Origin of the sequence: Myxococcus sp. CA033, assembly GCF_013336625.1 — a bacterium.
Lineage (GTDB): Bacteria > Myxococcota > Myxococcia > Myxococcales > Myxococcaceae > Myxococcus > Myxococcus llanfairpwllgwyngyllgogerychwyrndrobwllllantysiliogogogochensis.
The window spans coordinates 548,722-570,765 of record NZ_JABUMU010000001.1 but is presented as its reverse complement, the minus strand read 5'-3'; the positions used below and the strand labels follow the sequence as shown (position 1 = coordinate 570,765).

The following is a 22,044-nucleotide window of genomic DNA, read 5'->3' as shown; positions in this document are numbered from 1 at the left end:
GCCCGGAGCCATGCTCGCTCCGGGCCCGCGGTGGTCCCAGGGGTTACAGAAGGGAGATGCTGGGAGTGATGCCGTCGGAGGGGGCGCCATGGCCCAACTGGCCATCGGCGTTGTGGCCCCAGGCCCACACGGTGCCGTCATCACGTACGGCCAGCATGTGGTCGCCTCCCGCGGCGGCCGTGACGACCGCGCCGCCCAGCCCCTGCACCTGCCCCGGCGCGAGCGGATTGGACGTGGTGCCATTGCCCAGCTGCCCTGATTCGTTGGTGCCGCCGGCCCACAAGGCGCCGGTGGCGCTCAAGGCCAGCGAGGTGCCCCCGCCTCCAGCCATCTCCACCAGGCCCGTCATCGCCACCTGCGCCGGTCGGGTGCGGCTGTACCAGCCATTGGCGAGCAGCAGCGTGCCCGTCCCGCCGTTGCCCCAGGCCCACCCGGTGCCATCGAAGCGCACCGCCAGCGAATGTGCATTGCCTCCCGACACGCTCACGACCCCAGTCAGTCCCTGCACCTGCACGGGCGTGAAGCGACGGCTCTTGGACCCATCCCCCAACTGGCCTCCGTAGTTGTCTCCCCAGGACCAGAGGGTGCCGTCGGAGCGCACCGCCAGCGAGTGTACGCCACCCGCCGCCACCTTCACGACGTCACTGAGTCCCGACGCCTGCACCGGCGTGGCGCTCTCGTAACCGGCACCGGGATTCCCCAACTGCCCGACGGAGTTGTTACCCCAGGCCCACACGGTGCCGTCGGAGCGCAGCGCCAGGGTGTGGCCCCCTCCCGCGGCGATGGACACGACTCCGCTCAGCCCCTGCACCTGCACCGGCACGGCGCCGCCGTTGCCCCACTCCCACACGGTGCCGTCGAAGAGCAACGCCAGCGAGTGGTCGCCAGCCGCGGCGACAGCCATGACGCCGCCGAGCCCCGGCACCTGCACGGGCGCGGCCCGGCGCGTCGTCGTCCCATCCCCGAGCTGGCCGGCGTAGTTGGCGCCCCAGGCCCACACGGAGCCGTCGTACCGCAGCGCCAGGGAGTGGGACAGGGCCGCCGCCACGGAGGATGTCTCGCTCATCCCCTGCACCGCCACTGGCAGGAACTGACTCGCGGGCGTCCCATCTCCACGCTGCCCCACGTCGTTGTTGCCCCAGGTCCACACGGAACCATCGGAGCGCAGGGCCATGGCGTGGTCCCGCCCCGCGGCGATGGCGGTGACCCCGGTCAGCCCTTGCACCACCGCGGGCGTGGTGCGGCCAGTCTTGGTGGCGTCGCCCAGTTGACCGCTCTCGGCGTTGTAGCCCCAGGCCCAGACGGTGCCATCGGAGCGCGCCACCAGGGAGAACAGATTGCCCGCGGCCACGTCCACGGCTCCGGTCAGCCCCTGCACCTGCACGGGCGTGGAGAGCGGCCACGGAGTCATGGGCAGGTACGCGTTGCCCCAGGCCCACACGGTGCCGTCGGACTTCACCGCCAGCGCGTAATCCTCGCTCGCGGCGACAGCCGTGATGCCGGTCAGCCCCTGCACCTGCACGGGCGTGGAAGAGGAGGTGGTGGTGCCATTGCCCAGTTGGCCAGAGCCGTTGTAGCCCCAGGCCCACGCCGTGCCGTCGAAGCGCAGGGCCAGGGACATATTCCTGCCCGCGACCACGGCCACGGCCCCGGTCAGCCCCTGCACCTGGACGGGCGTGGAAGAGGAGGTGGTGGTGCCATTGCCCAGTTGGCCAGAGCCGTTGTAGCCCCAGGCCCGCACGGTGCCATCCGCCATCACCGCCAGGGAGTGATCCGTGCCCGCGGCCACCGCCGTCGCCCCCGTCACCCCTTGCGCCTGTACGGGCACAGGGCTGGATGTCGTGGAGCCATTTCCCAACTGACCGCTGCCATTGTATCCCCAGGCCCACACGGTGCCGCCAGAGCGGAGCGCCAGCGAGTGAATCGAGCCCGCGGCGACCGCCGTCGCCCCTGTCAGTCCCTGCACCTGGAGGGGCGCGGCGCTGTTCGTGGTGGAGCCATTGCCCAACTGCCCGTATTCGTTCGAGCCCGCCGCCCACACGGTGCCGTTCGGACGCACTGACAGGGAATGGTCCCTTCCCGCGGCGATGCGGGCGCGCGGCTTCGTGCGCGTGATGGGCGAGCCCACCGATGCTTCCTCGACGGACTCCCCCGTCGGGGGTTGGCCACAGCCCACCGCGAACCACAGTCCGAGGCAGACTCCCAGCCATCGGCTCATCCGCTGACCTTCGCTCCGTTGCATGTATCGCTCCTGATGTAATTGCCTGTCCGGCTGCACTGGCATTGCTCTGTTTGTCATGGTGAAACATCGGGTCTGCCGCGATGACGGCACCCGCCGCACCCGCATCGGGCGCGCCGGACCCTCCGCGGTCATCCACCGCGCGCTTCCTGGGGGACACGAGCGCGCGGCCCCTGACGTGCCCGGGCTTCGGTTTATTCTCGACCTCGTACAAAAAGCGGAACAGGGCGGCCGGTGACTCGCGGTGCTCGGAACGGGGCGGGATGTGCGGGGTGAACCGGTTCCAGGGCCGGCCCCGGGGTCGTCGTCCTCGAGGTTGGGGTGGCTTCGTAGCCCTCCGGCTCGCGGCCATCGAGTCGCCGCTGACGCGTCAAGCACCCTCCTGACGCGTCAGGACCCCTGCTGACGCGTCAACCGCCTGGTGTGAGTCCTGAGATGCGTGTGATTGCCTTGGGGAATCGCGGCAGGGCGTGCTGGCATGCCTTCTGCTTGGGTTTCCGAGCGAATCATCACCACACAAGGGGAGGCTCATTCGTATGAGCATCGTACAGCCAATCTATACCGGCGGAAGCTACAATATCATCCAGACGGTATACCAGCTTTCGAGGTTCTCTGGTCTGGGCGACAGCCTGGAAGACACGGCCTCCAACATCGCTCAGCAGCTTGGGCCTATCATCGATGCTGCGTTGACGAGCAATAGTCAACAATTGGGTGTGTGGACGCGAGTGTGGGGACCTTGCGTCTATCAAACCGACACAGACTGCAGCGGCAAGGGCAGGGTGTCCAAGGTGGCCGACAATGTCATGTACGCGGTCCACAATGCGCAAGCGGACTGCTATGTCGTGGCGATTGCTGGTACCAACGGGAACAGCGACACCGCGCACAATTGGTACGACACGGACTGTCTGGACAATAGCGTCACGAACACGGTGGCCTTCCCGGTGGGAATCACCCCGACGAACAGCACCAGTCCCAGTCAATTCAACGTGGGGAACGTTTCGCAGGGGGCGGCACGGGGGACCACGAATCTGCTGAACATGCTGGATTCGCAGACGAATCAATCGCTTCAGACCTTCCTGGGGGAGAAAGCGTCCTATCAGGCGACGCTGATCTTCGCTGGGCACAGCCTGGGTGGCTCGCTCTGCCCGACCTTGGCCCGCTGGCTCTATCAGAACGTCTTCGATGTGAAGCGGTGGGCCGCGCTCTATGTGCTGCCGACGGCCGCCCCCTCGACCGGAGATCAAGGATTCGTCAACGCCTTTACTGCGCTCTTTCCGCCGACGGCGATCTCCGGCATCGCGAATTATGGCTACTGGAACCAGGTCATCTGGAACCAGTACGATGTGGTGCCGCACGGCTGGACCAACTTGATGAACGTCCAGCCGTACAATGTGCAGAACGACGTGGTGTGGGATTACGTCGAGAACAAGTCGTGCCAGACGCTCTACGGCCCGCTCAGCGGCTTCCTGGGGCTCGATGCCAACCTTGTTTATGGCGCGATCAACCAGATGTACCAATTGCTGCCGAGCCCGAATCCCTACGTCAGACTGCCTTCGCAGAAGTTCACGCCGTCGCCGCTGCCTCCCCATCCGGGTAGCTTCAATGATTTCATGACGACGGTGGGGCAGCAGCACCTCAACGCCTATGATTCCTTCTTCGGGGTGACACCCAACGTGGCGAAATTGAAGGTCAGCCTGCTGCCCTCGGTGCCCGGCGACGCATCCGCGACGGAGGAGCGTTCCGCGCCAGTGCGAAGCACCGCCTGATTCACGGCTTCCCGTGGGGCGGAAGTGTCCGGGAGCCACCCAGCACGGAGGATCAGCGCCACCGGTGTCCGCGGGGGCGCGTGTTGGCTCCCGTGGACTCCCCGCGAATCTGGCACGCGGGGCGGCGAAAAAATCCGGGGCCCTGAATCCTTTCTGGCGCGACGTGACTTCTCCTGGTGAATGGAGGGCGTCATGAAGCGAAATGTCGGGAAGGTGGAGCGGCTGTTCAGGGCCCTGGGCGGGTTGGTGCTGGTCACGTGTGCGGCCCTGGCGCCGCTGTCGCTGGCCATCCGGGTCGCGACCTTCGGAGTGCTGGGGGCGTATCTGCTCTTCTCGGCCCTGGCGGGGAGCTGCCTCGGCTATGCCCTGATGGGCCGCTCGACGTGCCCCCTGGGGCCGGGGCGCTGATGGGCGCGGGGCACGGAGGGTTGCTTGCCGCGGCGGCCCGGGGTGATGACGAGGCCCTCGCCGCGCTGGTGCGCACCTACCACGACCGGGTGTACCGGTTCGGCCTGCGCGTGTGCCGGGACGGCTACGACGCGGACGATGCGGTGCAGGAGGCCTTCACGAAGCTCGCGAAGCGCCCCGAGGTGCAGCGGGACGCCAGCGTCCTCTCGTGGTTGATGAGCGTGGTGCGCAACACGTGCCTGCGCATGCTCCGTCCCTTCGTCCGCGAGCGGCAGTCCCTGGGCGAGCAACTGGGGGAGGACGCTGGCCTTGTGCCCGACGCGCTCGACCCGCAGAAGGCCCTTGAGCGATGGGAGCTCATCCAGTCCGTCCATGCGGCCATCGCGGGCCTGGAGCCCATCTATCGCGAGGTGCTCATCATGCGAGACCTCGAGGGACTCTCCGGCGAGGAGGTCTGTAGAGCCCTGGGGTTGGAGCTGGCCGCCATGAAGACGCGGCTGCACCGTGCGCGGACCCAGCTGCGCGAGGAGCTGCTGCGCCGCGGTGAATGGAGTGAGCGCGGGAAGCACCTGAACTGAAGTTCATGAGCAGGTGCCTTTCGCGGGCACCGGGTGTGTGGCGCCATCGGGCTTCATCGAGTGGGCGCGGGGACTGGATGGGGCCGGGCCGCTGCGCGGGACCTTGGCGTTGGATATCTTCGCCTGTGCCGGGTTTGGAGGCAGGTGCCGAGTGGTTGCGTCCTGACGGCACCCGACGGGGCAGCCCCAGCGGGCGTATGCCTCAAGGGGTTGAGCCGTGTCCGTTCCGTCTCGGTGCGAAGTCGTGGTACCCCACCGAGCTCGGCCGGCACCTCTCGTCATATATGATGGGCGAGGGCTATCGGCCGACGAGCCTGATGCAGACGGTACATCATTGAATGGAGGGCGTCTGGGCGATGAATGCTGACGAGGCGACTGATGCGGCGCGGCGTTTTGTTGCGCGAGAGTTGAAGGTGGTATTGCGGCTGGCTTCAGGAGCGCGGAAGCACCCGAGGATGGCCGACGAATGGGTCGTCTTGTTTGACCGGAGTGGGGAGGATGGCTCCGTTTTCGATGGGCCGTTGATGGTTCTGGTCAATGACAAGACGGGGGGCGCCCGATTTCTTTGAGCACGGTATCGGTTCAGTGTTTCCTGGGATTGATTCGCGGTCGTCTGGTTCAGGCTTGAGCAAATTCATGGGGAGAGGACGGCACGACACGTCGCCCGCGCGTCGAACCCCGGTCCACGGCCGCGCCGTCCCCTCATCTCAGTGCGCCTGACGCAACGACACGAGGTCAGTCGAAACCGCTGTCGACGCAGGTTTCAGGGCACCACTCGGCACACTCGACCAGGGCATCCGGGCGCAGGGGATAGGTGCCACTGCACCACTGGTTCCCATCAATCCAGGTGAGGTTCAACGACACGCACTTGACGGTACCAGTCGAGCACAGGGCGGCCTCCCCCTGATGACAAGTCTCCCTGTTCCTATTGGGCGTGTCCTTCGCGCGGCTTCCTCCGGCGGGACTGGCTCCACGCGACATCCGCCCAAACCCTGTCGCCTGGGAGGATGGGGCCGGAGCTGCGGAGGCCCAACTTGAGTTCTACCGACCTGACCTGACAGGCTCCTCGCGAATTCGTTTCCCGACGAGGAGCGTCGCAATGGGGAGGGAAGGCCGGGCGTTGCCGGAAGTGGAACAGGCTGCACCCATTTCGGCTGGGCTGCCCGTCCAGGCCGCTGCGGTCGCTTCCGACAACGCATCTGTCTGGAATCGTCTGCTCGCGAGGCTGGGGAGCTGGCACGTCCGCCGGGGCCTGACGCTCGTCTGGGGCGTGCTGCTGTTCGTGGCCTTCCAGCCTGGTCTCATGTCGAATGACTCGCTGACCATGTTGTGGCAAGGGCAGACGGGGGAGTACTCGGACTGGCATTCGCCCTTCTTCTCCTTCGTGTTGGGCAAGGCCTTCCTGCTGACGGGCTCGACGTGGCCGGTGCTGGCCCTCCAGCTCCTGGGGCTGGCGCTGGGGCCCGTCGCATTGCTCGGGGGCGTCGCGGGCCGGCGTGGGCTGGCCGCGCTCGTGCTGCTGGTCGTGTATTGGGTCCTTCCCAGCACCTGGGCGGTGGGGGTGACGCTCTGGAAGGACGTGTTCAATGCGGTCTGCCTGCTGTGGGCGGTGGTGCTGCTCACCCGGGGGCGACCGGGCTGGGCCTTCGCGTGCCTCATCGCCGCGACGCTGACGCGGCACAACGCCATCACCGCCAGCATGATGCTGGTGCCCATGGTGGTGGCGCGCGTGCCGGCGCTGATGAAGGACAGGGTCCGGCCTGTCATCGCCGGCGTGTTGCTCCTCGCGGTGCTGGCGGGCGCACCGGGCTTCGTCGAGCGCGCAGCCAGCGTGCGGAAGACCTGGATTGGCGGCGCGCTCCTGGTGTTCGACGTGGCGGGTGTCTATTCGCGCGAGCCCGCGGCGATGGAGGGCTCACCCCTGATGGAGCGGTGGCAGTGGGATGCGGCCAGTTTGGTCTACCTCTATGACGCGCGCACGGTGGGGCGGATTCTATGGGGAGACCCAACACGGGGTGCCCTCACGCCGGGGACGCTCCTGGAGGCGAAGGAGCCCCTGACGCGGGAGTGGCTCCGCGTCGTGCGTACCTACCCAGGAGCCTATCTGCGGCATCGATGGGCGTCGTATGTCGCGAACCTGGGGCTGGTGGGCTTCTCCGACATCTACTACCGGGAGGTCGGGACCTACCACCGGGACATCGACCTGAACGACCAGGGCTTGAAGCTGCGAAAGCACACCCTGGTCCACCGGGGCTTCGCCGCCATGCGAGAGGCATGGCCGACGGTCGTCGCTCGTGGAGGGTTGTGGCTGGTGCTGTCGGTGGTGCTGGCCGGAGTGGGTTGGAGGCGCCGCGCACGGGATGGCGGGCTGATGTTCTGCGTGGCCGCGTCCGGAGCCATCTACGCGCTCGCGTACCTTCCCGTCTGCGTGAGTGCCGAATACCGCTTCTACTACTGGACGGCCATCTCCACGTTCGCCGCCGGGGCGCTGTGGTTGGCCCCTCCCGCGTCGCGCAAGGCGGAACCAGGCAGCTCCCCAATGTTTTCCCGCGCTCGGACTATGTCGCGGAACGGCGGAGCCACTCCTCGAACCGCGTCGGCCCGACACGAACTCCGTCGCCCGGCGTGAGCGACTGGTCGTCCAGCTCCACGCCAAAGTAGGGCGCGTGAGCATCGGCGATGACCTTGCGCCCGTCCTGCTTCGCGGTCATGAAGCGTTGGACCACGTCGACGAGTCGCACTCGCTCCGGCCCGGCCACTTCGACGATGCCATTGACCGGCGCGCCCAGCGCCGCTTCGGCCACCGCGTCCGCCACGTCGTCCGACGAGATGGGCTGGATGAGCGCCGTGGAAACGCGCACCGTCTCGCCTTCCGTTCCCGCCTTGGCGATGCCGCCCATGAACTCGAAGAACTGCGTCGAGCGCACGAGGGTGTACGGAATCCTGCCGGCAGTGATGAGCTTTTCCTGCGCCATCTTGCCGCGGAAGTAGCCGCTGCCGAGAAGCCGCTCGGTGCCGACCACCGACAGCGCGACGTGGTGCTTCACGCCGGCCTTCTCTTCCGCCGCGAGGAGATTGCGCCCCGAGGTCTCGAAGAACTCCAGCACGGCCTTGTCCTCGAACGACGGCGAGTTCGCCACATCGACGACCACCCGCGCGCCCGCGAGCGCCTCCTCCAGGCCTTCACCCGTGAGGGCGTTGATGCCCGAACTGGGCGCCGCCGCCACCACCTCGTGGCCCTGCCCGCGAAGCCTCGTCACCACCTTCGTTCCGATGAGGCCGGTGCCACCGATGACCACGATCTTCATGTTTGCCTCTCCGTTGACGACGAGAATGTAGGCATGAAAGGGTCTGGCAGCCATGACAGATACCCCGGAATTTCTGCCAGTTTCGGGCGGGCAGCGCACCGTGCTCTTCGTCGCCTTTCCCGACATGGGGTTGCTGGACCTGACGGGGCCGCAGACCGTGTTCTGGGCCGCCTCAAAGGCCCTGGCGGAGTGCGGCTTGCCGGGATACCTCCGCCACACGGCGAGCCTTGATGGTGGGCTGGTGCAGTCGGCGGAAGGCGTCGCGTTGCAGACGGTGCCGCTCGCCGCGTTCGCGAGAGTCCCTGTCGACACTGTCGTCGTTCCTGGCTCGCCGAACATCGAGCAGGTGCTGGCCCGCTCCGAGCCGCTGATTGAATGGCTGCGGTTGAAGGCGGCAGCGACCCGCCGCACCGCATCGGTCTGCAGCGGCACCTTCCTGCTGGCCCAGGCCGGGCTCCTTCAGGACAAGCGCGCGGCGACACACTGGGCCATGTGCGACCTGCTGCGCGAGCGCTTCCCTTCAATCAAGATCGACCACGACGCGCTCTTCGTCCGTGAAGGCCCTGTGTGGACCTCGGCCGGCGTCAGTGCGGGAATCGATCTGGCCCTCGCGCTGGTGGAGGCGGACCATGGACATGACCTGGCCATGAAGGTGGCAAGGGAGTTGGTCGTCTTCCTGAAGCGGCCGGGTGGGCAGTCGCAGTTCAGTGAGCTGCTGAAGTCGCAGACGAAGGACGGCGACGCCTTCGATGAGCTGCACCTGTGGATCTCCGACAACCTGGGCAGCGACAACCTCACCGTCGAAGCGCTGGCCGAAAGAGCCCGCATGAGCCCGCGCAACTTCGCGCGTGTCTACAAGCAGAAGACCGGCCGTACTCCGGCGAAGGCCATCGAGGTCCTGCGGCTGGAGGCCGCCCGGCGGATGCTGGAGGATTCGAAGCGCAACGTCGACCAGATCGCCCGCGTGTGCGGCTTCGGGAACGAGGAAAGGATGCGGGTGACCTTCCAGCGCAATCTTTCCATCTCGCCAAGCGACTACCGGAAGCGGTTTGCGACGTGAAGTCTTCATGCTGTAACGGCGACGGGAGGGTCTGGTGAAACGACTGGGGACCGTGGTGTTGGGGCTCGTGCTCGCGGGAGTGACGCTGGCGGCGTCTCCTCGCTCAGAGAATCCGGAAGGCTTCGTCCTCGAGCCCTTCCAACCCTGCGCGCCTTCCGGAGCCGGCTACCTGGCCTTCACCCCGGGTGGGCGACACATGCTGCTCGAAGAACCGGAGGATGCTGGAACGAGGCGCATCTGGGCCGTCGAGCCGGGTACCCGGACTCCCCCTGTACTCCTGACGGGCGCCGCGGCCTCCAACGAGCATCTCGCCTGCGGCGGTGATGCGTTGAGCACCTGTGTCGGCTGCCGGGGCCTGACTCCGGATGGCGGGAGCGCTCGGACCCTCGGCGTCGCGTGCCGATGGTACCGGGGTGACGGAGGCTCGGACGAGGTCCGGTTCCATGGTGACTGGGCCGAGGGACTGGAGGGACCGTACTCCTTCGAGGTCCATCCGGAGCGGCACTCGGTCGCGTTGCGGAGCTCCGACAATGCAATCCGTGTCATCGAGCGTGACGGGGGAGTGTCCCCATCCCTCCGGATACCCGAGCTGCGGTGGGTGACGCCCATGGGCTGGGAGAAACAAGGAGCGCGCTACCTGCTTCGATTCGGGGTCTCCACGACCCCTGGCGTGCAGTATTTCGCCGGTGACTACAATCCACCCGCCGAGAGAGAGCTCCTCAGCGCGCTGTGGGATCCGAGCACCGGCGTGGTGGGCGCGACGCAGGTGTGGCCGGACGACGGCGAGAGTCGCTCCTTTTCACCCAGCCGTCGGTATGCCCTGGACCTTGACCCGAGGGATGGGCGGGCGCCGGTGCTCGAGGAGGTGTCCTCCGGGGCCATCCGTCGGCCGAAGTTGCCCGAGCGCGTGCGGAATGCGGTCCTGGGGGCATCTGGAGGCATTCCGGCCTCCTGGTCGGGTGGTTCGCGGTGGCTCGGCGAGAGCTGGGTGGCCCTGAGCCTCGACCCGCTTGTCATCCTCGATACCCGGACGCTGAAGCTCTTCTATCCGATGGCCCTGCGGACGCTCGTGACGCTCGAATCCTTCAGTCCGGACCTGCGCTGGGCGGTGGGTCGCGCGCCGGACGGAAGCTGCCAGCTCGCGAGCCTCCGACCGACGAACGGAGCGCAGGTCCCCAGGCGTCCCTACCCGGCATCGTGGTGGCCCGAGGCGGCCACCGAGTAGCGGAGGAATGGCTCAATCCCACGCAGGTGCCGTGCCCCGTGTCACCGTGATGGCGCCGGGGCTATCCTCCCGGCATGTCCCACGTCGACTACGTGAAGATTCGTGGCTGCGAGGCCTCGGAAGAGGTGCGGCCAACGCTCCAGAGGCACGGCATCACCGCGGGCCCGGACCTTCACGAGAAGGAGAAGGTGGAGCAGGTGTTGCTGGCCGCCCTGGATGACTTTCCGGAGGCGCTCATCTGCGTGGTGTTCCAGGACACGTTCCTGGAATTCGAGCACGGCGTGTTCCTGGCCTCCGATGACGGGCTCGACGAGGCGGAGGTCTGCTGGTCCTTGAAGGAGGATGAGCGGGTCGGGTTCTCGGTGCCTGAAGGGGAGGAGGCCCAGGTTCCGCTCTCCGTCGGCGCGGACAGCCTGCTCGACCTCTTCGACGGCACGACGAAGGATGCTTCCGCCGAGGAGCACCTGCTGCGCCTGCCCGAGCGCTTTTTCGAACTCCCGAAGGCACTGCGGATGCTGGCGCATATCGCCGCGGTGCTCGAACCCGACCGGTTCCAGGTCCTCGTGGACATCGCCGGGCACTACTACGTGGCCACGCTGGAGCGGAAGAAAGGGGTCGTCCTGGCGCCGCTCTACCCCTGGGTGGAGGACGGCGAGGTGCGGAAGCTCATGCGCTCGGCGGTGGGCACTCCGGCGTCGGAGACCTTCGAGCCCTGTCCGAAGAAGGTGCGGACCCGGGGCGGCTCGAAGCGGGACCCCCAGCAGCCCTTCACCACGGGCTCGCTGAAGGCGCGCATGGACAGCGTCCAGGACGCCCCCGTCATGGTCCGCGCCGCGTATGGCAGCAAGACCTTCGTGGATACTCCCGAGGCCTTTGAGCAGCTCGTGGCCGCGCTGCGGGCCCCGGAGAATGGGGGACCCCGGTTCGCCCCGGTGCGGAGCGCGCTGTACCAGGTGCTCTTCAATCACTGGCCGGAGAAGACTCGGCCGCTGCTCTTCTCCGGGCTGGAAGCGGAGCAGGACGACGCGGTGCGAGGGCGGCTCTACGCCTGCCTGTCGAGGGTGGAGGACCCGGCCGCGTACCACGCCCTGGCGCGAGGCATGAAGGTGGAGCCGCCCGGGGTGCTCGAGCGGCTGTCCCAGGTCATCTGGCGGCAGACGGCCACGGTGGAGCTGCTGGTCCGTGAGTACCTCGTCCCCGCATGGCCGGAGGACCGCGCGCTGGCGGACCGCCTCGTGAAGGTGCTGCGTGACGAATACGTGGAGATTCCGCCCGCATGGGTGTCCGAGGCGCCCGAGGAGCTGCTGAAGGTGCTCGGCCCCGTCCTCGCGAAGGCCTAGGGACGCGGGGCATCACGCCCGCCACTCCGGGCCAGGGTCCACCACCAGGTTCGCCATGTCCCTCCGCTGCATGTGCCGAGATGAAGGCTCACTGCAATCCACTGGACTGTCGCGCGATATGTCGCGGGGATTTTGAATCTCCGCGACGCCGTTGCGTACATTGCGCATCCAGCCACTCAAGGGGTCCACCGCAATGCACAACCCATTCAAATCGAAGGCCTTCATCGTCATCGCATGTGTCCTGGGGTCCATGACGGCCAGCGCCCAGGATGAGGACGAGGCCGCGTCGGTCAAGGTCGGCAAGGACGGAAGCGTGAAGGTGAAGGCGCAGGGAAATACCGTCGAGACGCGTGGCGGAACGACACGGGTACGCTCGGGCGGAGGCGTCGACGTCCAGGTCGATGGCGCCATGGCGCATGACGATGACGACGAGGCTGACACGTCGTCGCGGCGCAGCGGCTCGCTCGAACTGGTGGACTCCGAGCGCACTGTGACGCACGACTGTGCCGACGGGGGCAAGGTGGAGATTGTCGGCTCCGACAACAAGGTCACCCTGACGGGGACCTGCGAGCTCGTCGAGGTGACGGGCAGCGACAACCAGGTCGTGGTCCACACCGCGCACCGCATCGAGACGACGGGCAGCGGCAACAAGGTCTCCTGGAAGCAGGGCGCGGAGAAGGGCAAGAAGCCGCGCGTCAGCAACACCGGAACCAACAACCGCATCGCCCAGGCGCGCTGAGCCGGGACGTCGCGAGGAGGTGGGGCCGGCAGACCTTCGCCCCACCTCCCGTTCCCACGGGGATGGCCCGAGGCCGCGCCTGCCTTCATTCAGGCGCGAGGGTGGCGCGGTCTTCGCCCGCCGGACCGGCCTGGCAATCGTCACATTTAATTGTGATTAATCCCGGTTAATCAGCACGACAAGCAGAGTGGCCTCTACCTGCCGCCGAAAGGGTCACGGCAGGGCTGACAATCCAAGAGGTCAATCCATGTTGAAGCAAGTCATGCGGCCGTTGTTCCTGGGGGCGATGTGGTTGGGCGCCTCTGCCTGTGGTGGAGCGCCGATGGACGAGGCGTCCGCCGAGACGGTGGAAGTGGGCGAGGTGGAGCAGAACGTGTGTCAGCCCGGGACGTACCAGGGTGCTTGTCGCGACTACGGCAGCGGTGGGTGGCTGGACTCGAGCTGTCCGAGCGGGACGCCGTACAAGTGGAGCTTCTGGAACTGCTCTCAGTACATGTATGGCTCCGGAGCGTCAGCCCAGTACTACCGCCAGTACTGCTTTGACCTGCAGCTCTACACCTGCCACAGCAGCATCAACACGCCTCCTGCCGGGAGCCCTCCGCCCGTCGGCCCCCCGCCGCCCTGCAGGCAGAACTGCTAGTCCGCGTCTGGCTAAAGCGGGGTCGCGCGAGGGATTCGCGCGGCCCACGCCGCGCGTGACGCCAATCATGCGCGCAGTCATGCCATGTTGGGAAAGTAGGACAAAATGGACAGATTGGTGAAGGCGCTCGCGACAAGTCCGCGCGTCTGCCGTTGAGTCCCGTGTATGGGTGGACCGACCGACCGCACCTACGGCTTCTGCTACCACGACGGACTGTGAGCGGCTCGAGGTGAGCTTGTCCAGGCCCCCGCGGTGCCCCTCGTGGGAGGGCGGCCTGGACAGGTGTTTCCCACGGGGCCCGGCCCGGTACGTGCTCAAGCGCTCCGCGACGCGATGAGCGCGAGGTTGCGCGGAGACAGGCGCGGATCGAAGAGCTGGAGGAGTTCGACCTGGAAGCCGAGCTCCTCCAGGAGGATGGTGCGATCAAGCAGGAGCACGACTTCCAACGCCCTCGCGAAGCGGTCCCTCAGCAGATGGCAGAGCAAAAGTTCCCGCGTCTCGGCGCGAACGGACACCTCGAAGGCATTCAGCTCGGCGTCCGTCATGTGGGCGTCGAGGCCCAGGCGCTCCAGGCGGTCGAGTGCGTAGACCGCGAAGGGTCCGTCATAGAGCGCTCGGGGCGCGTCCCCGGCCCTCACGAAGCCGCGCTCGGGAAAGTGCCGCTTCGCTAGGAGATCGAACGCGAAGCGCCACGCGTAGACCCGCTTCATCCGTGCGAACTCCACCTCGGTCTTGTGATGCCGTCCCCGCGTCGTCAGCGCCAGGGCGTGCGAGGTGAAGGGCAGTGGGTGCGCGCCCCCGAAGCCGGACACGGGGTAGTCCCGAGGGACCTCCAGCTTGTCGTAGCAGCAGCCGATGTTCAGGACGAAGCCCGCCCCCTGGCTCTTGCGGAGCTGCGTGAGGGCGAGCGGCCCGCAGGTGTGCAGGCCGATAGAAGCCCGGTCCAGGCCGGAGAAGAGCGGGTCGATTCGCGGTTGGAGTCCGTCCTCGACGGAGGCCTGGATGAAAGACAGGGTGTCCCCGACCGGGGAGTGGGTTCTCGTCAACCACCGCCGGCCCTTGTCCTGCAGTGCGGCATCCCTATCGATGCTGTGGAAGGTCCACCCGAACGTCCGCGCACAGAGGCGGGCGAGATGTCCCATGCCGCCGCCGATATCGACTGCCTGGTGGATGAAGCGCGTTCTCGGCGCGAGCAGGGCGAGCACCCGCTCGAGCTCGTGGGTCTTCTTGGTGCTGAGTCCCTGCGTCTGCGCGACTGTCAGCGGATGAATGCCCTCGTGCCAGGGCAGCGCTGTCAGTTCCTGGAGTGCGCCGAGGAGCGCGCCCAGGGACGGAGGAGGGACGCCCACGAGCACCCCCTGGTCCAGCCGCCGCTCGCCCGCTTCATCGAGCGACCGGACATAGGCAAGCCAGTCCTCGGGATAGGCGGCGCCGGACTCGGGCCAGCCCTGGAGGATGGAGCGGGACCAGAGCGGAGACCAGGGCCCGAGCAGGTGCGTGAGCGCCTCGAGTCGCGCCTGGAAGTCCATGGCGGCGCATCCTACGCGCCGCTGCTCCGCCCGTGGGTGATGACGAGGGGCCCCCTCAGCCGCCGTGCTCGGCAACGCATGGGCGCATTCATGCCCCCAGGCGTTGTTCCTCGTCGGAGAGGAGCACGAAAGCCCGTCCGCCGTCAGCCGCCTCGGTAGGTGGTGTCGAGGATGCCGACGCCCGCGCCTTCCACGTACAGGGTGACCTGAGTGCCCTGGGTGGCGGCCTGGGTGGCGCGCTCGAACAGGCCCAGGCGCTCGGCCTCGCTGTACTGGTAGCCGGCGGACGAGGCACCCGAGCCCAGATAGTAATAGCTGCCGACGAAGCTCCCCGTGCAGTTCGCCCCGGTGTTCACCTGCACGACCACGTAGCCCTGGCCGTAGACGACATTGGGTTGCCGGGTGTACTTCGCCGCGCAGACGTAGCCATTCACGGTGATGGGGGCCGCCAGGGCCGTGCTGGAAAACCCGACCGACATCATCACCGCCGAAACAACGATGGACGCTCGCTTCATGGTGTTGTCCCCTTGTGCTGTGGATTGAGGCCTCCGCACCCAGGCTGGGTGTGGGGCTCCGGAAAGCGTCTCTGCCTTTCCTCGCGAGATAACGTGCGAAGGGGGATTTCTTCCTCACCGCCTGTTCGCGTTCGAGCGTGGGATGAGGTGGGAACTGGCGCGCGCACGCAGGGCGAGGTGGATGGCGCGGCGCGCTCTTGATGTGTCCCAGGTGGGGTCAGAAGGTGACTTCTTCGATGACTTTTGTGTGGTCGCCTGGCAACCGGGGTGCCACCTGCCCGGCGAGCTCCTTGATGCGCGCCGCGGAGCAGCCGCCGCAGCCCAGGGCGTCCTTGAGCTTCTTCCCTCCTGGACCGGCCCGCAGGTTCTTGACGGCGTTCCACGCGTTGATGAGGCCGAACTTCCGGGTGCGCACGGTCTCCCCTCGGATCGCCTTGCAGATCAGCTCGAGGTCCGCGTCATCGAACTCGGTGAGGTCACGGGCTTTGTCATCACTCGGGTGGTTGGCATAGAACACCCTGCGTTGCCTGGAGAACGTGGGCCGGGTGTTCAGCGTCTGCATGAGCGCGCTGCCCGCGGTGAGGTCTCCCGGCCCGGGCACGCAGTCGGAGACAATCAGCGGAGCATCCGTGAACCCCTGGAAGACGGGGTCGATCAGCGTCATCCGGAGGTCGAGCTGACTCGGGCTGGGCGCCGGTTCGAGCACGAAGCCCTTGCGATGCCGGCCGCGCACCTTCTTCATGAACCCGCAGTTGGTGGGGACCTCCGTCGGCATCCATTCTTCGTCCGCGAGCGAGTGGTCCGCGCCCGTCGCGATGATTGCGCCGAGTGAATGCGCCACCACCTGCACGGTCGTCCCCGAGTGCGCTCCCCGCGCCTGAACGATGGCGTTGCGCAGGCAGTCCGCCGTCTCCATGGGGTGCCGGTTGTCCGGGTAGAAGAAGTCGTAGACCTGCGCATTGGACGGGAAGTTGTTGATGGCCGGGTCCATCACCTCGGGCCCGGCGCCGATGCCATGCACGGAGATGTAGGGCACCTTGTTCGGATCGATGGGCCCTCTGGGTCGCAGCTCGCACATGCCACAGCGCGCGCGCATCCGTGACCGCTCCGCGCCATTCGTCCGGTCACCCGCCGTGGTCGGCGTGGGATTCAGGACGGGGGTTGGAGCAGGCGCGGCCTGGGGCGCGAAGGAGGCTTGCACTGGCGGCCCCTCGGCCAGGGTGGCGCCCGCGTCGGTCCCTGCGTCGGCGCCCGCGTCCACGACAGGCCCCGTCCCCGCATCCCGCCCTGCGTCCGAGCCCGCGTCGGCGCCTCCGTCCGAACCCGCGTCTGAACCACCACCGCCACCGCCGTCCGAACCTGTGTTGGAACCCGCATCGGTGCCTGCGTCGTCGTCACAGGTGGCTGTCTCAGTGAACTCCTGCTCAGGAGGAGGACAGCCGGCGTCTCCGGCGTCACCCGCATCTCCAGCGTCCCCGGCGTCAGCGCCTCCGTCACACTCGTCGCAGACCTCGGGCTCCTCCTCGTCTTCGGTCGACATCCCTTCGCGCCACTGCTCCGTGCTCCCTGTGCCCTTGTCCTCCGAGAGGCAGGCCGACATGCCGACGGCAAGCACGAGCATCGCCAGGAAGAGCGCGCGGGCAGCGAGGGGACTGGCGGTCGGGGGTGGCGGTGGCTGGGAAACCAGCATGGGATGTCCTGGATTGAGAAGGAGTTGCGAGCCCTCCCCGCGAACATAGGACAAACAGCGGCACCTGAACAGGTTTACATGGAAATTCAAGAGAATCGGAATGGGCCTCCAGTCGCTGATGCTGGGGCTGACGGCGCGCGGTATCGGAACCTGTGTCCAGGCTGACGATGTATCCCGAAGTCATCCGCCGTGAGCCTTCAATCCCAGATGAGTTCATCCATCCGCTCGGGCGGGAGTGGAGTTGATGGGACGAGGAGGGTGGCTAACGAGAACACATGTTCACGATTTGCGGGGGCACTGTTTTCATGTAATCAAACAAAGACAGAGGGGGATGTCCATGCAGCGGTTCTTGAGAGTGCTGGCTGGCGCGGTGTTACTTGTTTCGTGCGGAGAATCGGCGAGCGAATCGGTGAAGACTCCGGTGCGTCTCGAGGTCGAGCGCGAGTTGACGGCACGCGGCTTTGATTTGCGCGAGATGTCCGTGGTGCCCCGGAAGGAAGGGGACGACACGTACCACCAGCTTCGTGTCGACGAGCTGCCGGTGTGGGGCGTGGGTGCGAAGACCGCGAACGGGAAGACCCGCGTCACCCCGGTTCGCGTCGAGCCCACGGCGAAGGTCGAGACCCAGGCGCGCGTCACCCGGAGCGAGGCCGAGGCGGCGGCCCTCTCGGCGCTGGGCGACCCCACTGGGACGGTGTTGCGCGGCGGAGAGCTGATGCTGCGTCCGCACGAGGAGCGGCGGCTCAAGCCGGGCGTGCCGGTGGCGGGCTCTCACGATGCGACGCAGTATGAGCGTGTCATCACCGAGCTGACGCCCATCTACCGACTGACGCTCTCCACCGGTGGCCCGGGCTCTCTCTGGGCCTTTCCGCGTGAGTGGGTGGGCGAGGTAGACGCGCTTTCGGGCAAGGTCCTGCGGGTGGCTCCGGCGGAGGTGCACGTCACCTACGCCAACGCGTCCTTGAAGGGGCGCTACTCCGGCACCAACACCTTCTCGGTCGTCGTCAACACGGCGAAGGCGCTGTACAAGCTCGAGGACAAGCGGGGCAACAAGTTCCTCGCCACGCGCCCGAACGGCGACGGCACCATTACCTATCTCGACTACTCGAGCCCCGATGCGTCCTTCGGAGATGGCGCGCTGTTCAACGTCACCTCCGAGGCTCGGAGCACGAACGGAGAGACCGCCGCGGTCGACGCCTTCTTCGCCTCGAACATGACGTCGACGATGTTCGAGTACTTCCTCGGCCGGACGGGGTCCAAGGCGCTCCCCCCGATGGAATTCAAGATGCACTATCCATGGGACAACGCGGGCTACATCGCGAGCAGCAATGACCCAAGGGTCTTGATTGGCTATGAGACCTATCCGGCGCCGACGGGGGTGACGACGCTCGTCCACCTCGCGACCACCGACATCGTCGCCCACGAAATCACCCACGATTTCTTCATGCGTGAGGTGTGGGGGGATCCGAGCCTGGGCTCCGGGGCGTCCGGGGAGATTGCTGCCCTCAATGAGGGCACCGGCGACATCATGGGCTTCTTCACCGAGCTGGGGCGCGACACCCTCAAGCGGCGCCCCCTGAATGAGATTGACCAGGTGCTCCTGCGCCCCGCCAATCTGACGATAGGCGAGGACACCGGAGTTGCAGGACGCAGCCTCCTGACGCCCTCCAATCCGGAGTGGACCCCGGACCTCGTCAACTGGGATGAGCACGAGAGCTGTGGGCCCATCGACCGGATGTTCCTGCTCCTGGCCTATGGCTGTCAGCCGCTGGCGCAGGGCCAGTCTCCGGGGCCCTGGAACTGCCCGAGGGTCCCCGAGGGCTTCACGGGCATCGGGCCGTCCACCGCGGCGGTCATCTGGACCCGCACGGTGGAGGCGCTCCCGGTCGGGGCGGACTACGCCCAGGCCCGAGACGCCGCGCTCATGGCGGCCGGGGTGATTGACGGCGCCTCCTCCTCGACGAAGATGCGCGCAGTCGCCTCTGCCTTCGCGGCGATCAACGTCGGCGCGGTGCCGGACAACCAGCCGCCGCAGGCGACGCTGTCCTGCCGGCAGCGCGGCTCGGACATCGAGTGCTCTGGGACGATCACCGACGCGGAGACTCCCAACCAGGCCCGCCAGGCTCCGCGCCTCGTGGTCGACGGCGGCGTGCAAACGGTCGTGCTCCCAAGCTTTCAGTTCACCCAGCTCATCCCCGCGGGCGCTCTCTCCACGGGGCCCCACACGATTGTTCTCGAAGCATGGGACCTCTGGAACAATCAGGTGACCAAAAGCGTGACAGTGACGCTGGACCGGACGCCGCCCACCGCGTCGCTCACCGTCACGGGCTCGCTGAAGCAGCCGTGGTTCTTGATCACCGCGAACGATGCTTCGGGAATTGACTCGGTCGACTTCATCCGGAACGGACAGTTGATTGTCTCGCTCATGGCGCCGCCGTTCGAGCACCAGTTCGACACCACCACCTGGGCCGATGGTACCTACCCGCTGACCATCAATGTCTCCGACCCGGCCGGTAACGTGACGACGCTCACGCACACGCTGAGGGTCGACAACACACCGCCGTCGGTGTCGATGGCCGTGAGCTCCTCCGGGCCGCCGTTCACCGTCAACGCTTCCGTGAGTGATGCATCCGTGATTACCCGGGTGGACTTCAAGGTGGACGGTGTGGTGTTCGCCACGAGGACGAACTCCGCGACGACCTACTCCGCCAGTTACTCACCGACCGACGGTCTGGCGCACAACCTGATTGTCGAGGTCACTGACGCGTTCGGGAACAAGGGTGTCGCGACCCGGGCCGCGCCGCTCGACAGCACTCCGCCCGCCGTGACGTTCAGCGCGTCCCAGTTGGGCGCCACGATGACGCTCAGCGCGAACGTCACCGATACGTGCGGCATCCAGTACCCATACTCGCTCTTCGTGGACGGCACCCTGGTCGCCCAGCCCACCACGTCGGGCTACGTGCTGACGTTCGGCTCGGAGATGGCGTCTGGAACGCACGTGTTCCAGGCGCTGGCGCAGGACCGTTGCGGCAACACGGCCAACTTCGTGGCCTCGTTCGTCAAGTCGAACTCCGTGCCGGTGATTGTCTCCATCACGCGCAACGACACCCAACCCAAGAAGCCGAAGTTCACGGTGGCCTGCAACGACCCGGAGGGAGTCCACCACGTGGAGATGCGCGAGAATGGCGTCATCCTCCAGTCCGACACCACCGCGCCGTACGAGTTCGTCGTCGACACCTCCTCGCGCACGGACGGCGATTACATCGTGCTGTTCCAGTGCTCGGACAACGCGGGCTTCGCCAGCAGCCCGGAGACCCGGACGGTGATCGCGGACAACACGGGCCCGACGTTCAACTTCAGCGTCCAGGGCTCACGTCGCGCGTATCTGGTGTCGGCGGGTGCGGTGAGCGACTCACACGGTGTGCAGTCGGTGACCCTGAGCGGAGGCCTGATTGGAGGCTTCACCGTGACGCTGCCTGTGGCCCCCTACGCATACGTGTGGAACATCGCTGGCACAGCCCCGGTCCAGAGTGACATCCCATTCTCTATCTCGGCGCGAGACACCTGGGGCAACGAGTCTTCGCTCAGCCGCATCTGCTATGTGGACACCGCCTCGACGCAGGACGTCGTCCTGAATTGTCATTAGGTGTCCTGAACCCCAGGCAGGCGGCCGGGCCCGGAGAGTTTTTTCCAGGCCCGGCCGTAAATTCTCAGTCGGTCAGACAGACCCACCTGTTGTGCGGAATGGCCTGGCAGAGACAATAACCCGGGGTGCCGTTGGCGAAGGTACAGCCAATCTCCCGGTCCGGGCTGCAGACCTTGCCCTGGAGGGACTCGCAGGTGGCGGCCTGCGCGGACACTTCCTGCTCGGGAAGGGCGCCAGTCTCGGTGCCCTCCGGGACTTCTGCTCCGCCACAGCCAACGATGGAAACGAGCGCTGCGAGTGCCAGTACACGAAGAATCATGTTGGAAACCCCGTTGCAGTTGTAGCCCTCGAATCCAACTGCGGGCCCTGGGCTTGGGTCAAGCGCCACCCTTCTGACGCGTTGCGCCCATTGTCCACCCCACGTCAGTGGATGTGTGGGAACTGGCGGCGCCGGAGGTCCCTCGGCCCGAGTGGCTTCCAAGAAGAGACTGGCTTCAAGTGAGGGATGTCTCAGCTGTCCATGGGGATGCGGCTCCTGCCTTTCCAGCGAACCCTCTCCAGGGAGCGAAACACCTCGTGGAGACGAATGTGTCGGTGCTCGGCCATGCTATGGAAGAGACATGAGTGATTCGACCACGCTTCTGGGGGCTCGCAACGTGCGCATCAGCGCGGACTTCTGGAAGAAGTGCGCGCCCCTGCTGGGCAATAACGTGTTCCTCGACCTCGCCCTGGTGAGGCGCACGGCCTGGGGAGACCTCGACTTGTCGCTGCCGGAGGGGACGCGGCTGATTGGCTATGTGAAGCAGGAGAAAGACTATCTGGTCTTCCTGAAGACGCTGGAGTCGTTCCTGCCGAAGTCACCCACCACTGGCCTCAAGTCCTGGGGCGAGGCTGTCTTTGAGTCCACGGGAGGGGGCCGCTGGCGCGTGCTGTTCCGGTATGGCCCGAAGCCGGAGATTCGCGTTCGCTACCAGGTGTGGGCCGTCAAGCCTGTCTCGTCCATCCGGCCGCTGTCGCGCGCGAAGGCGACGCGGGCCGCGCGCCCCGACAAGGAGCGGCTCTTCGTGGACACGGAGACGGACTTTCGAGGCGTGGCGCTGGTGGGCAGCGAACTCTGGGTGCGTGCGGGCAGCCTGGGCGAGCCGGGGCGCGGCAAGCGCACTGCGTTCAAGGACGCGAAGCAGGCCCGCGCCGCGGCGGACGCGCTCATCGCGAAGCTGCGCAAGAAGGGCTTCGTCGAGCGCAAGCTCTGACAGGAGGCCGCCGGACCCGTTCCTCGGATTTCGATGCCCGGGCTTGAAGGCTTGCTCGGGCGAGGTTGTCGGGTTGGGGTTCGGGCCCTGGCGCAGGGGCTGATGTGG

The 22,044-nt window shown here is 66.8% G+C and carries 19 protein-coding genes; 12 read left to right on the top strand and 7 right to left on the bottom strand.

Annotated elements, in window-relative coordinates:
• Window positions 1-43: 43 nt before the first annotated feature.
• Window positions 44-2,242, bottom strand: a complete 2,199-nt coding sequence (locus HUA78_RS02240) for an RCC1 repeat-containing protein (RefSeq protein ID WP_174475557.1) — start codon at window positions 2,240-2,242, stop codon at window positions 44-46.
• 533 nt (window positions 2,243-2,775) lie between these two features.
• Between HUA78_RS02240 and HUA78_RS02235 the strand changes: the two genes are divergently transcribed.
• From HUA78_RS02235 to HUA78_RS02225, 3 genes are all read left to right on the top strand, one after another.
• Window positions 2,776-4,005, top strand: coding sequence for a hypothetical protein (locus tag HUA78_RS02235; protein WP_174475556.1), 1,230 nt, complete (start codon window positions 2,776-2,778; stop codon window positions 4,003-4,005).
• Window positions 4,006-4,197: 192 nt separating this feature from the next.
• Window positions 4,198-4,413 carry a DUF2892 domain-containing protein gene (locus HUA78_RS02230; protein ID WP_174453394.1) on the top strand — a complete coding sequence of 72 codons (216 nt, stop codon included), beginning with the start codon at window positions 4,198-4,200 and terminating at the stop codon, window positions 4,411-4,413.
• Window positions 4,389-4,991, top strand: a complete 603-nt coding sequence (locus tag HUA78_RS02225) for an RNA polymerase sigma factor (protein ID WP_371745473.1) — start codon at window positions 4,389-4,391, stop codon at window positions 4,989-4,991. Before HUA78_RS02230 ends, HUA78_RS02225 begins: the two co-directional genes overlap by 25 nt.
• A 735-nt stretch (window positions 4,992-5,726) precedes the next feature.
• Here the strand turns inward: HUA78_RS02225 and HUA78_RS47195 are convergent.
• The gene (locus HUA78_RS47195; protein WP_256434328.1) at window positions 5,727-5,855 is read right to left on the bottom strand and encodes a hypothetical protein; all 129 of its coding nucleotides are present in this window, start codon (window positions 5,853-5,855) and stop codon (window positions 5,727-5,729) included.
• Between the two features lie 235 nt (window positions 5,856-6,090).
• Here HUA78_RS47195 and HUA78_RS02220 point away from each other — a divergent pair, with 235 nt between their 5' ends.
• Window positions 6,091-7,620, top strand: coding sequence for a hypothetical protein (locus tag HUA78_RS02220; protein WP_174475555.1), 1,530 nt, complete (start codon window positions 6,091-6,093; stop codon window positions 7,618-7,620).
• Here HUA78_RS02220 and HUA78_RS02215 read toward each other — a convergent pair.
• Window positions 7,550-8,299 carry an SDR family oxidoreductase gene (locus HUA78_RS02215; protein WP_141645271.1) on the bottom strand — a complete coding sequence of 250 codons (750 nt, stop codon included), beginning with the start codon at window positions 8,297-8,299 and terminating at the stop codon, window positions 7,550-7,552. The two genes, HUA78_RS02220 and HUA78_RS02215, sit on opposite strands and share 71 nt — an antisense overlap.
• Window positions 8,300-8,351: 52 nt before the next feature.
• On the opposite strand from HUA78_RS02215, the gene HUA78_RS02210 reads away from it, so the two are divergent.
• The 5 genes from HUA78_RS02210 to HUA78_RS02190 all read left to right on the top strand — a co-directional run bounded on the left by HUA78_RS02210 (window position 8,352) and on the right by HUA78_RS02190 (window position 13,303).
• Complete coding sequence (locus HUA78_RS02210; RefSeq protein WP_174465862.1) at window positions 8,352-9,359, top strand: GlxA family transcriptional regulator; 1,008 nt, start codon at window positions 8,352-8,354, stop codon at window positions 9,357-9,359.
• Window positions 9,360-9,393: 34 nt separating this feature from the next.
• On the top strand, window positions 9,394-10,584 hold the full coding sequence (locus HUA78_RS02205; protein ID WP_174461327.1) for a hypothetical protein: 1,191 nt from the start codon (window positions 9,394-9,396) through the stop codon (window positions 10,582-10,584).
• A gap of 74 nt (window positions 10,585-10,658) precedes the next feature.
• On the top strand, window positions 10,659-11,924 hold the full coding sequence (locus HUA78_RS02200; protein ID WP_174461326.1) for a hypothetical protein: 1,266 nt from the start codon (window positions 10,659-10,661) through the stop codon (window positions 11,922-11,924).
• A 193-nt stretch (window positions 11,925-12,117) separates the two neighbouring features.
• Window positions 12,118-12,663, top strand: a complete 546-nt coding sequence (locus HUA78_RS02195; protein WP_174453397.1) for a DUF3060 domain-containing protein — start codon at window positions 12,118-12,120, stop codon at window positions 12,661-12,663.
• Window positions 12,664-12,910: 247 nt separating this feature from the next.
• Window positions 12,911-13,303, top strand: coding sequence for a hypothetical protein (locus HUA78_RS02190; RefSeq protein ID WP_174453398.1), 393 nt, complete (start codon window positions 12,911-12,913; stop codon window positions 13,301-13,303).
• A gap of 314 nt (window positions 13,304-13,617) precedes the next feature.
• Here the strand turns inward: HUA78_RS02190 and HUA78_RS02185 are convergent, their stop codons facing one another.
• The 3 genes from HUA78_RS02185 to HUA78_RS02175 all read right to left on the bottom strand — a co-directional run bounded on the left by HUA78_RS02185 (window position 13,618) and on the right by HUA78_RS02175 (window position 17,037).
• The gene (locus HUA78_RS02185; protein WP_174475554.1) at window positions 13,618-14,832 is read right to left on the bottom strand and encodes a methyltransferase; all 1,215 of its coding nucleotides are present in this window, start codon (window positions 14,830-14,832) and stop codon (window positions 13,618-13,620) included.
• A gap of 143 nt (window positions 14,833-14,975) precedes the next feature.
• Window positions 14,976-15,347: a hypothetical protein gene (locus tag HUA78_RS02180; RefSeq protein ID WP_174461324.1), complete on the bottom strand. Its 372-nt coding sequence runs from the start codon at window positions 15,345-15,347 to the stop codon at window positions 14,976-14,978.
• Window positions 15,348-15,564: 217 nt separating this feature from the next.
• Window positions 15,565-17,037: a triacylglycerol lipase gene (locus tag HUA78_RS02175; protein ID WP_174475553.1), complete on the bottom strand. Its 1,473-nt coding sequence runs from the start codon at window positions 17,035-17,037 to the stop codon at window positions 15,565-15,567.
• Between the two features lie 64 nt (window positions 17,038-17,101).
• Here HUA78_RS02175 and HUA78_RS47625 point away from each other — a divergent pair, with 64 nt between their 5' ends.
• Together HUA78_RS47625 and HUA78_RS02170 are read left to right on the top strand one after the other, a co-directional pair.
• Window positions 17,102-17,230, top strand: coding sequence for a hypothetical protein (locus tag HUA78_RS47625; RefSeq protein ID WP_371745508.1), 129 nt, complete (start codon window positions 17,102-17,104; stop codon window positions 17,228-17,230).
• Window positions 17,231-17,458: 228 nt separating this feature from the next.
• A complete protein-coding gene (locus HUA78_RS02170) occupies window positions 17,459-20,683 on the top strand; it encodes an Ig-like domain-containing protein (protein WP_174475552.1) in 3,225 nt (1,074 codons plus the stop codon).
• Between the two features lie 64 nt (window positions 20,684-20,747).
• Here the strand turns inward: HUA78_RS02170 and HUA78_RS02165 are convergent, their stop codons facing one another.
• A complete protein-coding gene (locus HUA78_RS02165) occupies window positions 20,748-21,002 on the bottom strand; it encodes a hypothetical protein (protein WP_141644129.1) in 255 nt (84 codons plus the stop codon).
• Window positions 21,003-21,303: 301 nt separating this feature from the next.
• Here HUA78_RS02165 and HUA78_RS02160 point away from each other — a divergent pair, with 301 nt between their 5' ends.
• Window positions 21,304-21,936, top strand: coding sequence for a hypothetical protein (locus HUA78_RS02160; RefSeq protein WP_174475551.1), 633 nt, complete (start codon window positions 21,304-21,306; stop codon window positions 21,934-21,936).
• Window positions 21,937-22,044 lie beyond the last annotated feature (108 nt).

What these genes read in the sequence shown, in the direction of transcription:
- HUA78_RS02240 (WP_174475557.1), bottom strand. Translation starts at nt 2,242, where the DNA reads ATGCAACGGAGCGAAGGTCAGCGGATGAGCCGATGGCTGGGAGTCTGC.
- HUA78_RS02235 (WP_174475556.1), top strand. Translation starts at nt 2,776, where the DNA reads ATGAGCATCGTACAGCCAATCTATACCGGCGGAAGCTACAATATCATC.
- HUA78_RS02230 (WP_174453394.1), top strand. Translation starts at nt 4,198, where the DNA reads ATGAAGCGAAATGTCGGGAAGGTGGAGCGGCTGTTCAGGGCCCTGGGC.
- HUA78_RS02220 (WP_174475555.1), top strand. Translation starts at nt 6,091, where the DNA reads ATGGGGAGGGAAGGCCGGGCGTTGCCGGAAGTGGAACAGGCTGCACCC.
- HUA78_RS02215 (WP_141645271.1), bottom strand. Translation starts at nt 8,299, where the DNA reads ATGAAGATCGTGGTCATCGGTGGCACCGGCCTCATCGGAACGAAGGTG.
- HUA78_RS02210 (WP_174465862.1), top strand. Translation starts at nt 8,352, where the DNA reads ATGACAGATACCCCGGAATTTCTGCCAGTTTCGGGCGGGCAGCGCACC.
- HUA78_RS02200 (WP_174461326.1), top strand. Translation starts at nt 10,659, where the DNA reads ATGTCCCACGTCGACTACGTGAAGATTCGTGGCTGCGAGGCCTCGGAA.
- HUA78_RS02195 (WP_174453397.1), top strand. Translation starts at nt 12,118, where the DNA reads ATGCACAACCCATTCAAATCGAAGGCCTTCATCGTCATCGCATGTGTC.
- HUA78_RS02190 (WP_174453398.1), top strand. Translation starts at nt 12,911, where the DNA reads ATGTTGAAGCAAGTCATGCGGCCGTTGTTCCTGGGGGCGATGTGGTTG.
- HUA78_RS02185 (WP_174475554.1), bottom strand. Translation starts at nt 14,832, where the DNA reads ATGGACTTCCAGGCGCGACTCGAGGCGCTCACGCACCTGCTCGGGCCC.
- HUA78_RS02180 (WP_174461324.1), bottom strand. Translation starts at nt 15,347, where the DNA reads ATGAAGCGAGCGTCCATCGTTGTTTCGGCGGTGATGATGTCGGTCGGG.
- HUA78_RS02175 (WP_174475553.1), bottom strand. Translation starts at nt 17,037, where the DNA reads ATGCTGGTTTCCCAGCCACCGCCACCCCCGACCGCCAGTCCCCTCGCT.
- HUA78_RS02165 (WP_141644129.1), bottom strand. Translation starts at nt 21,002, where the DNA reads ATGATTCTTCGTGTACTGGCACTCGCAGCGCTCGTTTCCATCGTTGGC.
- HUA78_RS02160 (WP_174475551.1), top strand. Translation starts at nt 21,304, where the DNA reads ATGAGTGATTCGACCACGCTTCTGGGGGCTCGCAACGTGCGCATCAGC.